This window comes from Micromonospora sp. NPDC048040, from assembly GCF_055587185.1.
On sequence record NZ_JBVJGT010000031.1, the window covers coordinates 18,404 to 31,200 of the forward strand.

A 12,797-nucleotide genomic window follows, 5' to 3' on the forward strand; every position below is an offset into this window, starting at 1 on the left:
CCGATGCCTGCGCGACGTGATCGGTCTGAGATGTTGGTCATGCTCTTGGTCGAACAACTCGTCAAACGCCACGGTTCCCGCACCGTTCTCGACCACGTCGGCTTCGAGGCGCGCCCGGGGCGGGTGACCGCGTTCCTTGGCCCGAACGGCGCGGGTAAGTCCTCCACGCTGCGGATCCTGCTCGGGCTGGACCGCGCCGATGGCGGCAGTGCCCTCGTCGGCGGCCGCCCGTACCGGAGCCTGCGTAATCCGCTCCGCACGGTCGGGTCGATGCTCGACGGCTCCGGCGCGCACCGCTCCCGCACGGCACGGAACCACCTGGTCTGGGTGGCGCGCAGCAACGGCATCCCGCGCCGCCGCATCGGGGAAGTGTTGGAACAGGTCGGACTGGCCGACGCCGGCAGGGCCCGCGTCGGCCGGTACTCGCTGGGCATGGGTCAAAGGCTCGGGCTTGCGACGGCGCTGCTGGGCGAGCCGGAGGCGCTCGTGCTGGATGAGCCGGTCAATGGCCTGGACCCGGAGGGCATCCGCTGGGTTCGCGGGCTGCTGCGCCGTCATGCTGACGCCGGTGGCACCGTGTTGCTGTCCAGCCACCTGATGGGTGAGGTCGCAGGACTCGCCGATGATCTCGTCGTCATCGCCGGCGGTCGGATCGTCAAGGCCGGGACCCTGGCGGAATTGACTGTCGGGTACGGCAGCCTGGAGGACGCCTTCTTCGCCCTCACCGGCGGCGGAAGCGGGGTCGGGCGATGAACGCATGGAACACGTTTGCAGCGGAGCTGCGGAAGACCGCGACCCTGCCCGCCGCGTGGGCCGGGGTTGCGGTGGCGCTGCTCGGATCGGTCGCGATCACGCTACTGAACGCCTTCTCGACTCGTGCCGCGCTCGACGCGAGCCAGCCGGAGACGCGAGCGTTCACCTCCCCGTTCGAGACGGCGTTCGCCGCGATGCCGCTGGGCACCGTCGGCGCGGTCGTCATCGGGGTCATCGTCTTCAGCAGCGAGTACACGGCCAACAGCACCGATGCCGGCGGCGGCCGGCAGATCACTGCGGCCCTGACCGCATCCCCGCGCAGGGTGGGTCTGCTCACGGCGAAGGCGGCCACCATCGTCGTGTTCGTCGCAGTGGTCGCCGCAGTCACCCTGCCCATCACCGTCGGCATCGCACGGGCCGTCATCGGCCAGGCCGGAACCGAGACCGTTACGCTCGACGAAGCGGTGACGCGCTGTATCGGCGGCACCCTCTACTGGACTCTCACCGGGCTCATCGCGTTTGCGATCACGGTGCTCACCCGCAGCGGCATCATCCCGCTCATCGTTCTCATCGTGAACAGCTCTGCCGTGTCGTTCTCGCTGCTGCTGACGAACCTCACCCCGCTCGCGCACTGGCTTCCCGACATGGCCGGCCGTAGGCTCTTCGGCGGCCTCTACACCGTCGAGGGCGGGCTGGACGCCGTACCAGGCGCGCTCGTCATGGGTGGCTGGACACTCGCCCTGCTCATCGTCGCCGCAGTCGTCTTCCGCCGCCGAGACGCGTGAATCTCGTGCGCATCGGAAACGTCACCACGGCCGAGCTCGACAAGCTCCGCACCCTGCCCGCAACGACGCTCACCGTCATCGGCACGATTCTCACCGGCATCGCGATCGCCGCAGCCCTCGCCGCCTCCGCAGCCGATCAGGGCGCGCAGGCATCAGCCATCGACATCACCCTCCAGACGATGCCGTTCGTGCAGGCAGGGTTCGTTCTGCTGGGCATCCTGCCCGCCACGCACGAGCACGCCGGCCGCCAGCTCCGCACGACCCTCACGTCCGTGCCGAACCGTGGCCTGCTGGTCACCGGCAAGACGGTTGCCGCGCTCCTCGTCGTGGCCGTCACGGCGGCAGTGAGTATCGGCGCAAGCCTCGCCGCCGCCACGGTAACGCAGCATCTGACAGACGCCCCGCCTCCTGTAGACGGCGAGCCCTGGCTCCCTGCCGGCGCGGCGGCTCACCTCACGCTGATCGGCCTGCTCTCCCACGCCGTCGCGTTGCTCGTGCGACACCTCGTGCCCGCACTCGTCGGAACGCTCAGCCTCGTGCTCATCGTCTCTCCCGTGCTCGCCGGGGTCACCGAACACGCCCGCTGGCTCCCCGACCGCGCCGTCGCACAGCTCTACGACAACACGGACACCGTACTCACCCCAGGGTCCGGCGCTCTCATCGCCCTCGCGTGGATCGTCCTAATCATGAGCATCGCTACCGCACGATTCATCCGGCACGACCCATGAATGCTATGGCTACGGTCGCGCTTGCGTCGGCAGGGTTCCTGGGAGCTGGGGCTCGGATCCCACCAGCAATCTTCCGGCCAGCGCTGCCTGCTCCGGGACCTCTTCGGCGAACCCGAAGAGGTCCCCAAGGCGACTCAACGTGCGTGAGTTTCAAGGTCTTGCCGATCGTCATCGGCGGTGGGGGCATTGGTTCGTGTCGCCCGGACACACGCCACCCCCAACGCCGACGGACGTATATGGACGCTCCTCCTGCTATTCGGCGAAGGGTCAACAGCCTGAGCTGTCTTCGGTGAAGTAGCCGTTCACCGTCGCGAGCGTGTGGTCGTAGCAGGCGTCTCCGTGCAGCTGGTAGCGCTGGCGGGAGGTGCCCGTCGCGTGGCGGTCGGGGCGTGGGACGCCGAGGGTCCAGCTCGCCGTGCCGGTGAACGTGTCGTCGAGCGTCCAACGGCTGGACGGGCCCGATCCAACGGTCGAGTGGATTGCGGCGTCGGTCGCCGTCAACGTCGTGGTGACGCGGTTCTCTGCGGAGACGCTGATCGAGCCGTCGATGGCATACCGTGCATTGTTGACGGTCACTGAGGGTTGGTGACCGGCGGCGACGACGGTGGAGTTGTCGGTCCACTCCGCCTTGAGCGCGTCGGGGTTCTCCTGCGCACCCCACGTGTGGTGCGAGGTGTTCCCGACCGTGCGACGCACGTTGTAGGTCACGCGGCCGTGCGAGGTCTGCACGTAGCCGTTGGCCGTAAACTCGTGTGCCGCCGTGACGTTGACCTCGTTCGCGCTTGTCGTCACCGACATGTCCAGATCGGACACGCGCGAGGCGAGCAGGGCGCCGGTCACCTGGGTGGAGTTGACGTCACGCCATGCGAGGAAGTTCGTCGGCACCTCCCAGCCGTTCTGTCCGGCCGGGACACCGAGCACGCGCACGCGCACCTGATGCGGCTTGCCGTCGGTGAGTTGGCCGACGAACGGGCTAAGGTCATAGGCGATGGGCATGACGTTGAAGGCGCGTGGGGCTGGTACGGCATACCAGAGGAATGGGTTTGACCAGCCACCGGTGTAGATGTGCGGGTAGGGCATGGCGATGCCCGCGACGGTGCCGTCGACGAGCACCTGCACCTCACGGTAGGGGCCGCTGTCCGCGGGGCAGGAGTAGCCGGTGGACGAGGGAGCGGTGAGGTACCAGAACTCCTCGCAGCCGCCGCCGGAGCCAGTCGCGTAGACCTCGGCGACCAGGCGCTCGGTATTGCGGGCGACCGTCACGCTTCCGGTCCTATCCGGACCGTCGCTGGTGACGCCGGCGAATGGCAGCACGTCGTCGGGGGTTCCCGTGGGCCTGCTGCCGGGGTAGAACGTCAGGTCCACCTGGATGTCCAGGATGCCCGTGTAGGTGTCGTCGACGACGTTGCCGAGCCACATCGTCACCTGCTGGGGCCCCGCCAGCAGGTCAGAGTATGCGATCACATCCTTTTCGACCGTCCACGCGATACCGTCGGCCGAAGGCTCCGGGGTGGACGTCTTGAAGATGGTTGTATCCCCGAGCGCTAAGCGGCCCAATCGGTCGAACTGACGGCCCATCACCGCGCCGTGCAACGTCAGCACCACCATCTGCCACGGACCGGCACACTCAGCGGGCGGGGCATACGAGCCGACGAAAGGGTCGAAATTCACGAACTCGTTGTTGACAATTCGGACGGTGCACGAGGGCCCGCCGGGCTTGGCGATCGGCGGAGTGGCCGTGCGCGGGTCGTCCCAATCGGTGCCGAACTCTGGGGGTGGGGTGGCGGCGTGTGCGGCAGATCCGGCCCCTAGCAGCATGACCATTGCCGCCGCACCAGCGGTCGCAAAACGTCTCATAGTTTAGGATTGTAGGTCGGCTGGCCCGAAAACCGGATTGGTGTCGAATCTGAAGCGTATTCATAGTGTTCAACACCGCAATCCAGTCGAGCTCGGCAAGCAGGGTGATCGTTTGAGCGTTGGAGCGGTCTTCGCGGATGCAGGTACGGCGACATGGAGCCGCGCAACGCACCCGGCCTGACGACCTGTGCACGGTCGCGAGCCTTTGACTGTCGATGATCGCTGTTCGCGTCATGGTTGGTGCTGCGATCATGATGAATCGTCGGATGACAGGGCTGTCCCGGCAGGTGATTGAGGGCTTGGTCGCTGAACTGGCGCCGCGGTGGCAGGCCCTTCACAGTGACCGGCTCGCCGCGCGAGCACGTCGTCGCAGCATCGGTGCTGGTGCGAAGCACCGGTTCGGGTTCACTGACCGCCTGCTGGCCACGCTGGTGCACCTGCGGCACGGGTTGACTCATGATGTGGTGGCCGCGTGGTTCGGGGTGCACCGATCGACGATCACGCGCAGCGTCGCGCAGGTGCGGCCACTGCTGGCCGAGCGTGGCTGCCGGGCGCACGACGGCGTCCGGCTGCGCACCCTCGCCGACGTGGTGGCCTACCTGGGCCACCACCCACGGGCGTTGATGGACGCCACCGAAGTGCGGGTACGCCGCCCCGTCGAGGGCCGGGCGGGTCGGCGCCGGTTCGTGTCCGGAAAGGCCCGGCTGAACACGATGAAGGCCCTCGTGATCTGCGACCCGATCGGCCGGCTGTTGTTCTGCGGCGAGACCCGTCCGGGCTCGATGCACGACCTCACCCAGGCCCGGACCGCGGGGCCTCGTCGACCTCCTCCTGCACGTGCCCGCTCCAGGTCCAGGTCCTCGCGACGCCGGCTACCAATAACTGGGCGCCGAAACCCGCGGAGCCGTGATCACCCCGAGGCCCAAGCCGCGTAAACGTCAGACATCGCTGCCTGCGAGCGTCGCCGCCGCGCACGACGCAGCCCGCAGACGGCACCCCTCACAGCGCATCCACGTCGAGCACGTCACCGGACACCTCAAGAACTGGCGGATTCTGGGCCGCCGCCACGGGCGACGCGAGAACTTCGACGCCACCATCCGTGCCATCGCCGGCCTGCTGTCCGACCATCAGCACAACGACCGCACCGAGCACACCGCCCGGCCGCTCAAGGCCCTACCAGCCAGACCCCACAGCCGGTGAAGGCAGTTCTTCGCCGCGGGTGATGTCTCGCCCAACCGTGCACGGGTCGTTGGTCCATGCCGGGGTGAGAGTCCGGAGCCCGAAGCTTCCGGGCAGCGGACAACCAGTGGGTGGCCCACTTCGGCAACCAAGGGCTACGAACTGCCCGTGTGGTGGCCGCTACGGGCCGCGTGGGCGAGGTAGCAGATGCGTTTCCCTTGTGCCCTTTCTTCTTGACAGCTTCATCGACCGTGGTCGAAACTTTTTGCGCACATGACAACGCTGTCTCGCCATGAGCGAGCCTGAACGTCTAGACCCCAACCCCAGACGACCGACGGGGCAAAACGCATCCACGAACTGCGCGTCCACGGTTAGGCATTGCCCCCGCCGAGGGGCCTGGCGCCACTGCCAGGCCCCTCGACCCTCGCCGCCGACAGCTGGAGCACATATTGACAGACGTGATCATCTAAGGCGTAGCGCCTTGAGCTTCTGAACTCGTGTCCACAATGCACGGCAAGGTCTGGTAACTGCACCTTTGGTCAGCGCCTGCGCGCTGCGGGCGCATCTATGGCGAGTGATATTCGGCCGTATTCAAACCAGGGCTACGGGTAAAGTGAGGCTGGCATGCTTATCGATGGGCAGACCCTGCGCGCCGAGCGAGCGAAGGCGGGGATTTCGATGCGAGGCATGGCGCACCGCACCGGGATCTCCTACAGCCATCTGTCCAACGTGGAGCGTGGTGATCGGGCGGCCACTGCGACGGTGGTAAAGGCGTACCAGCGTGCGCTGGCCGACAAGGGCCACGTCCTGGATGTGGGAGGTGAGGACGTGCAACGCCGAGAAGTGCTTGAGTTGCTGCGCGGTGCCGGTGCCGGTCTGTTGGGCGCCGTTCCCGCGCTGGCCGCTGTCGAATCGATCCGCACCGGTCTGCATGACGCGGTCGGCCGCCGCTCCCGCGCCGAGTGGTGGCGGCAGGCGATAGCAGACTACGGCGCCAGCCACTATCTGGCTCCCCCCGCGCAACTGCTGCGTGATCTGCTCGCCGACGCGGCTGTGCTCGAGAGGCATGTTGCCGACGGTGCCGATGCCGATCGACGCGACCTGTTGCGCTCGGCGGGATACCTGGCCGGCGTCACCGCGCTCGCATGGTCGAATATGGGCGAGCGCCGCCAATCCCGCCGCTGGTGGCACACCGCCATTGACGCCGCAGATCAATCCGGGGACCCGGCCGCGCAAGTGTGGGTGCGCGCGTGGGCGGTGACCAACGGGCCTAACGTCGGCCGCCGGCCAGGCGAAACCCTTGCCCTGGCGCAGGAGCGGCTAGGCGAGCACCTTTCCCCGAACAGTGCGTCCTGCGTGCTGCTGGGCGGACTGGCGCAGACCCAGGCCGACCTCGGCGACCCGGTGGCTCTGACGACGCTGCGGCATCTGGCCGATCTCACCGAGCGTGTCCCCAGTGAGGTTGCCGCCGATCGGGGATCATTATTCGGCTGGCCGGAGGTCCGGCTGCGGTACGCCGAGTCGTATGTGCACACCGCCCGCCGGGACACCACGGCCGCCTACGCCGCCCAGGACCGCGCCCTGAGCCTCTACGACACGGACCTGCCGCGCGACCGGGCCAAAATCATGCTGCACCGAGCCCGGTGCCTGGTCATCGACGGCGACATCACCGGCGGCACCGCCTACGCCACCAGCGTGCTCGACGACCTAGACGCTACCGTGCGCTTCGAAAGCGTCAACGTCGCCGCCAAGGCTGTAATCGCTGCAGTGCCACCCCGCGCCCGCAAGCTGGCCGCGGTCACCGCGCTGCATGACAGATTAACGGTCAGATGACCACATCGGACATTACTGCGGCGGGCAGACCGACCTGCACCCGCACCGCGAGCAGCTATTCGCCGTCTTGCGCGAAGAAGACGTTCTTGCTCGGGACGGCCAGGCGGTGATCCCGCGTCGGGATGAGGGTGCCGTCGACGATGGTGATCTGGTCGACCCGACGCCGGGGCCCCGGCGCCAGAGCGAGCAGGGGGCCCGGCGGCGTCGATGACCCGATGCGCGGCGGGGTGCGACACCCTGAGGTCATCAGAGTCTTCCGATGCTCGATCCTGTCCAGGTTGTCGAGCCGGGAGGGCAACGCTACTTCGAGCCGAGCAAACCCCTGTTGAGCCTCTCCCCGCCCTGGGCGACGCCTGGGACTGCGCAGAGCCACACGACCAGCGTGGGCAGCCGATGAGAGAGCGACAGCCCGGGCGCTTGGACCGAGGCTCGCCAGACACCGGTCATAGGGCAAGTGAACAAGTAGCCGATGAGCGGGAGCCTGGTCGGAACCGCTCAGACGACATCCGCGCCTGCCTGCCCTCGATGACGATCACGTAAGGTCGAGCCATGATCGAATCCCAGCGCGAAGCCGTACCGCGGAACGACGGTGGCGAGCTCGACACCGCCCTCGCCTTCCTGTCCTTCGCTCGATCATGCGTGCTGAAGAAGGTCGCGGGCTTGAACGAGGAGCAGCTGCGGCGCGGCCTGGTCGTTTCCGACACCACGCTGCTGGGCCTGGTCCAGCACTTGACCGACGCCGAACGGTACTGGTTCGGCTACACGGTCGCCGGGGACCCGCGCTACGCCGACCTGGACTTCGACATGGTGGTCGAGCCAGACCGGTCCCCAGATCAGATCATCGCCGGCTACCGGGCTGCGATCGCCGAGAGCGACACCCACATCAGCGCAGCCGCTGGCCCGGACGTCCTCACCGCGCAGCCGGTCGGTGACGCGCCTCGTACGCTTCGCTGGGTGCTCGCCCACATGACGAGCGAGACCATCCGGCATGCTGGTCACGCCGACATCCTGCGGGAGCTTATCGACGGCGTCACCGGTCGGTAAGAGATCGCGACTCGGGGCCGTCCCCATCCGGTGCTATACAGCGTCGTCGAGCGCTCGGAGACCACGGCCCGACGGGTCGGCCAGGTGACGGTGAGGAGCGCACTGATCTGCCGCGAGCGCGCGCTGACAGGGCGCGTTGTGCTCGCCGCTGACGACTGGCGTACGGGCAGGATTGACTACGAGTCTTGGACGAGGAAACACCCGTGCCGGCCGTCGGTGGAGATGAACGCGAACGCCACCGGTGCGGCGCCGAGGTTGAGGTAGAACGGTTTCCAGTTCGCATCGAGGCGCAGTAGGGGCCGCCACGGCCCGCTCTTGGGCCAGTCGTGCTCGTTGAGCATCAGCGCCGTCCCGCCGATCTTGTCCTGGTCCAGTGCCTGGAAGTAGCGGTCCCGTTCGTCTGGCGGCAGCGCCATGTAGGCGTCGTACGGCAGGTGCTCGGGGTCCTCGCCGCGGATCAGCTCGACGGTGTACTCCGCCGGCGACCCGTCGCCGTGGTAGAGGGTTGGGCCGCTGGTCAGTGGGCTGGTCGACCCGTCGAAGACGCCGCCGGGCTGGATGATGACGGCGTTCTCGCCGCCGTCGGGGAAGATGACGTCCGGGTCGAAGTGCTCCACGTCGCTGCCGTGGTCGCCATGGGTGACGAACACGTAGGCCAGCCGCCCCGGGCCGGCACCGGCGAGCTCAGGCTCCAATGCGATCTGGCAGACGAACCGCATCGGGGTGTCCCAGCCTTGGCTGACCGGCCACTGCGGTCCGGTGAGCCAGACGGGCTGACCGCCGAACTTGGTGACCGGCTCGGTCACCGGTGCCTTGGCTTGGTGATAGTTCGCGATCCGCCATACGGCAGCCATGGCGGCGACCGTAGCAGATAGCCCCAGCACCCGGCCCGCAGCCAATCGTGACAGCGCTGGTCGCGTGCTGGCGGGTCGACAGCGACGATCGCCGCCCGGAACTGTCGCGTGCTGTCGCTGGTCGAAGCGCGGAATGAAGCGGGTTTATGGTGGCTGGATGCTTGACCTGAGCAGGCTGGACCTGGAGGAGATCGCTACCGCGCTCGAGGACCAGACCGACTACGAGCACCGATGGCTGATCAACCCGCAGACCGGTGAGATCGTGTTCTGGACGACGGACGGCGGCATCGACGGACACACGCCCGTCGAACTTGACGACCTCGACCTGGTGGGCATCGACCCGCTGCCGTCCTACGTCTGGTACCAGGACATGGCCGACTTCGCTGAGAGGATCAGTGACGCGGCGGCCGGCCGCCGACTCGCGCGAGCTATCAACGGCCGGGGTGCCTTCCGGCGGTTCAAGAACGAGTTGCACGAGGAGTATCCGCACCTGCTGCCAGCATGGCACGCCTTCCGCGAGGTTCGCGCAAGGCGGCGGGCGGTTGAATGGCTGGTCGACAACTCGCTGGTCGACGAGGAAGCGGGCGAGCGTTTCGTGGCCGAGCACCCGGATCCCGACCTTCCCTGAGCTGGCGTCCACGCCGTGACTTCCGGTACGACGAACGCACGGATCTGCCGCAGATGGCGCGTGGCTCGTTGGCTACGGGCCTGACGGTCGGCGCAGCCACGTCGGCATGGCGTCTTCGCGACTCATCTGTTCGAGTCCGTCGAGCATCTCGGTCAGCCACTGCCCCGTGATGCCGTCTTCGCCCGAGACCAACATCCCATCTTCGGGATGTTGGGTCAGGACTACCGAAATGTCTACATGCGGTCCGTAGAACAGGTGCACCTCAGCTTCGACTCGCGGCCCGGACATACGAAGGATCCAGGTGGGGTCCATGCCCGGCGCATCGAGCGGACCCTCGAGCTCGAGGTCCAGCGATGCTGCGTGCGCATCGGCCCAGGACCGTAAGGTGCGTCCGAGTTCGAGGTCTCGGCTCTCGAAAGGCTCATCGGCAGGCACGTCCCGGGGCGGCACACCGAAAACTAGCGCCGGACAGCGTCCTGTCGATGGTGGGGCACTCCAACATCCGGCCAACTCTCGTGCCGACGTCCGGGCGCGCAGCCAGCCGGGAGCCGTCACGCCCCGTGGCCGGCACTCCACGTCGGCCAACGCCCGGAACTGCCGAAGTAGTGCGCGTGCGGCGATCGACAGCATGGCCATCTCGTTGTGCTGCTGCCCTGGCTCGCCGCATTTGATGCGGCTCAGGAAAGTCTATGCAACGGCTCAGTCGGCCTGATGCCGGCTCGATGGGTTTGCTGGGGCTCTGCCCCGCGCCCGCCACTGCTCGGCGCGCTGCCAACGACGCAGCGACTCTGCGGCGATTCCCAGCCTCGACGCTACGGCCTTGATCGCCTCGTGCTTCGACTCGTCTCCCCGGGGCTCGTCTGGCAGCCGCAACGTGCGCTTGCGGAACTGCGGTGAGCTGACCAGGCGCTCGCCGCACCCCTGCCGTACGGGACGCAAGGGTGCGGCGAGTGAGCACGCGGCGTCGCCGTGGTCAGCCGCGCCGGTGTTGTGGTAGCAGCAGGCTGACTATCGCGATAGCTAGGCCGATCCCGGCTGCCATGAGGAAGACCAGGTTGTAGCCGGCGGCGAGGGCGGCAGGAGATCCGGCGTCGGCGGCGTCTGTTCCGGCCTTGGCGCTGGCGGCTGTGGCGAGTACGGCTAGGGCCAACGAGCCGCCTATCTGGCTGGCGGTGTTGGCCAGGCCGCCGATGATGCCCGCGTCGCCTTCGGGTACGTCGGCGGTGGCCGCGGCCATGAGGGTGGGGAAGGTCAGGCCGATGCCGACGGCGATGAGCAGCGTGGGTCCGAGCACGCTCGTGACGTAGTCGCTGTCGGTGTCGGCCTGGGCGAGCCAGCCGAAGCCGGCGAGGAGGCAGGCGCTGCCGGCCAGTACCAGAGGGCGTACACCGGTTCGGGGCAGCAGGTTGGCGGCGAATCGCGCGATCACCACGAACGTCACCGCCGCGGGTGTCTGCCCGAGCCCGGCTTCAAGTGCGCCGTAGCCGAGTGCGTTCTGCATGAAAAGCGACGTGAAATACCACATCGCGATGGCGATCCCGCCGAACAGCAGCAGCATGCCGTTGCTGACGGCCACGGTCCGGATCGTGAACAGCCGCAGGGGCATCATCGGCTGGGCGGCGAAGCGCGCCTCCACCACGGTGAAGATGGTGAGCAGGAGCAGGCCCGCCACGGCTGGCCCGAGAACCCGCACGGACGTCCAGCCGTGGTCGGCGCTTTGCATGACTCCGTAGATCAGCGCGGCCAGTCCAGCCGTTCCCGTGACCGCGCCGGTGAGGTCGAGCGATTCCCGCCGGCTGGCTCGTGTGCCGACCAGCGACATCATGGCCAGTGCGATCAGCACGGCGCCGATCGGTACGTTGATGAGGAAGACCCACCGCCAAGACAGGCCAGTGGTGATGGCGCCGCCGGCGAGCGCGCCGGCCATCCCGCCCACACCGCCCGAGGCGGACCATGCGCCGAACGCCCGGGCCCGTGCCTGCGGCTCGGTGAAGTAGGTGTTGATCACGGCCAGCGTCGCCGGGGCCAGCATCGCGGCGCCCACGCCCTGCGCGACGCGGGCCCCCACCAGGATCTCGGGAGCGGTTGCCAGGCCGCCGACCAGACTTGAGGCGGAGAACAGGAACAGCCCGGCGACCAGCATCCGGCGCGGGCCGAACAGGTCAACGGCGCGGCCACCCAGCAGCATGAAGCCCGCGAAGGTAAGCACGTAGCCATTCACCACCCAGGCCAGGCCGGTGGCGGTGAAGCCGAGATCCCGCTGGACCGAGGGCAGCGCGACGTTGACGATGGACACGTCCAGGATCACCATGAACTGGCAGGCACACGCCAGCGCCAGGACCGTCCAGGAGGATCCGGCCTGCAGCCTGGCCCGCTGAGTTGCGGTGCTGGTGCTTGTCATGACTTCTCTCCTTGCCAACCCGCCGCTCACGCGGTCCGGCAGGCTGCTTCGGCCAGGGCTCCGTGGCTGTTCCCGTTGCCCACGGCGGCATCGGCGACGACGTGATCCCCCAGCAACTGGAGCGTGATCTTGGCCAGCCGAAGTCCCTGGTACCTGGCCGCTTCCAGCGCCGCGGCATCGGGGCCGTCTCCGTTCGGGCTGGTCACATGCGACGTGCCGTAGGGGTTGCCACCGGCGGCGTACACGGCCGGATCGGTGAATCCGGGCGGGACGATGAGCGACCCCCAGTGGTAGAAGACGTTGCCCAGCGACAAGATCGTGGCCTCGCTGCCGCCGTGCCGGTTGAACGCTGAGGTGAAGGCCGTCACCGGCTTGTTGGCCAGCTTCCCCTCCTGCCACAGACCGCCGGCCTGGTCAATGAACTGCTTGAGCTGCGCGGCCGGCGCGCCGAACCGCGTCGGCGTCCCGAACGCGTACGCGTCGGCCCACGCCAGGTCCTCAAGTGAGGCCTGGGCGATCGACGCGGTCGCGTCGGCGTGCCGCCGCCACTGCGGGTTCTGGTCGATCGCGCTGTCGGGTGCTAGCTCGGCGACCTGCCGCAGCCGCACGACGGCCCCGGCCGAGGCGGCGCCCTCGGCGACGGCCTGCGCGAGTGCGTGCACACTGCCTGTCGCGCTGTAGTAGATGACAGCGACCTTCACGGTCATGTCCGGCTCCTCGGTGTTGCTAGAATTA

Annotated in this window: 13 protein-coding genes and 1 pseudogene; 8 read left to right on the top strand and 6 right to left on the bottom strand. The window is 68.0% G+C overall.

Annotation, left to right across the window (positions count from 1 at the left end):
• Positions 1–39 precede the first annotated feature (39 nt).
• From ACZ6O2_RS24475 to ACZ6O2_RS24485, 3 genes are all read left to right on the top strand, one after another.
• Positions 40–753: an ABC transporter ATP-binding protein gene (locus ACZ6O2_RS24475; RefSeq protein ID WP_466024423.1), complete on the top strand. Its 714-nt coding sequence runs from the start codon at positions 40–42 to the stop codon at positions 751–753.
• Between the two features lie 71 nt (positions 754–824).
• The gene (locus ACZ6O2_RS24480; RefSeq protein ID WP_466024424.1) at positions 825–1,538 is read left to right on the top strand and encodes a hypothetical protein; all 714 of its coding nucleotides are present in this window, start codon (positions 825–827) and stop codon (positions 1,536–1,538) included.
• Complete coding sequence (locus ACZ6O2_RS24485; protein ID WP_466024425.1) at positions 1,535–2,266, top strand: hypothetical protein; 732 nt, start codon at positions 1,535–1,537, stop codon at positions 2,264–2,266. Before ACZ6O2_RS24480 ends, ACZ6O2_RS24485 begins: the two co-directional genes overlap by 4 nt.
• Positions 2,267–2,533: 267 nt before the next feature.
• Here the strand turns inward: ACZ6O2_RS24485 and ACZ6O2_RS24490 are convergent, their stop codons facing one another.
• Positions 2,534–4,123 carry a peptide-N4-asparagine amidase gene (locus tag ACZ6O2_RS24490; RefSeq protein WP_466024426.1) on the bottom strand — a complete coding sequence of 530 codons (1,590 nt, stop codon included), beginning with the start codon at positions 4,121–4,123 and terminating at the stop codon, positions 2,534–2,536.
• 215 nt (positions 4,124–4,338) lie between these two features.
• Between ACZ6O2_RS24490 and ACZ6O2_RS24495 the strand changes: the two genes are divergently transcribed.
• From ACZ6O2_RS24495 to ACZ6O2_RS24505, 3 genes are all read left to right on the top strand, one after another.
• A complete protein-coding gene (locus ACZ6O2_RS24495; protein ID WP_466024427.1) occupies positions 4,339–5,058 on the top strand; it encodes a helix-turn-helix domain-containing protein in 720 nt (239 codons plus the stop codon).
• A complete protein-coding gene (locus tag ACZ6O2_RS24500) occupies positions 5,030–5,323 on the top strand; it encodes a hypothetical protein (RefSeq protein ID WP_466024428.1) in 294 nt (97 codons plus the stop codon). Before ACZ6O2_RS24495 ends, ACZ6O2_RS24500 begins: the two co-directional genes overlap by 29 nt.
• Positions 5,324–5,926: 603 nt before the next feature.
• Positions 5,927–7,135, top strand: a complete 1,209-nt coding sequence (locus ACZ6O2_RS24505) for a helix-turn-helix domain-containing protein (RefSeq protein ID WP_466024429.1) — start codon at positions 5,927–5,929, stop codon at positions 7,133–7,135.
• Positions 7,136–7,217: 82 nt separating this feature from the next.
• On the opposite strand, the pseudogene ACZ6O2_RS24510 reads toward ACZ6O2_RS24505, so the two are convergent.
• Positions 7,218–7,371: pseudogene (locus ACZ6O2_RS24510) on the bottom strand (IS5/IS1182 family transposase); the annotation flags it as partial.
• A 313-nt stretch (positions 7,372–7,684) separates the two neighbouring features.
• Here ACZ6O2_RS24510 and ACZ6O2_RS24515 point away from each other — a divergent pair.
• Positions 7,685–8,179, top strand: a complete 495-nt coding sequence (locus ACZ6O2_RS24515; protein WP_466024430.1) for a DinB family protein — start codon at positions 7,685–7,687, stop codon at positions 8,177–8,179.
• 176 nt (positions 8,180–8,355) lie between these two features.
• On the opposite strand, the gene ACZ6O2_RS24520 is transcribed toward ACZ6O2_RS24515, so the two are convergent.
• A complete protein-coding gene (locus ACZ6O2_RS24520; protein ID WP_466024431.1) occupies positions 8,356–9,033 on the bottom strand; it encodes a YwqG family protein in 678 nt (225 codons plus the stop codon).
• A gap of 157 nt (positions 9,034–9,190) precedes the next feature.
• Between ACZ6O2_RS24520 and ACZ6O2_RS24525 the strand changes: the two genes are divergently transcribed.
• The gene (locus ACZ6O2_RS24525; protein ID WP_466024432.1) at positions 9,191–9,661 is read left to right on the top strand and encodes a UPF0158 family protein; all 471 of its coding nucleotides are present in this window, start codon (positions 9,191–9,193) and stop codon (positions 9,659–9,661) included.
• 72 nt (positions 9,662–9,733) lie between these two features.
• On the opposite strand, the gene ACZ6O2_RS24530 is transcribed toward ACZ6O2_RS24525, so the two are convergent.
• The 3 genes from ACZ6O2_RS24530 to wrbA form a co-directional block, all read right to left on the bottom strand.
• The gene (locus ACZ6O2_RS24530) at positions 9,734–10,096 is read right to left on the bottom strand and encodes a hypothetical protein (protein ID WP_466024433.1); all 363 of its coding nucleotides are present in this window, start codon (positions 10,094–10,096) and stop codon (positions 9,734–9,736) included.
• 538 nt (positions 10,097–10,634) lie between these two features.
• On the bottom strand, positions 10,635–12,062 hold the full coding sequence (locus ACZ6O2_RS24535) for an MFS transporter (protein WP_466024434.1): 1,428 nt from the start codon (positions 12,060–12,062) through the stop codon (positions 10,635–10,637).
• Positions 12,063–12,088: 26 nt separating this feature from the next.
• Positions 12,089–12,769 carry an NAD(P)H:quinone oxidoreductase gene (gene wrbA / locus ACZ6O2_RS24540; protein WP_466024435.1) on the bottom strand — a complete coding sequence of 227 codons (681 nt, stop codon included), beginning with the start codon at positions 12,767–12,769 and terminating at the stop codon, positions 12,089–12,091.
• Positions 12,770–12,797: the final 28 nt, after the last annotated feature.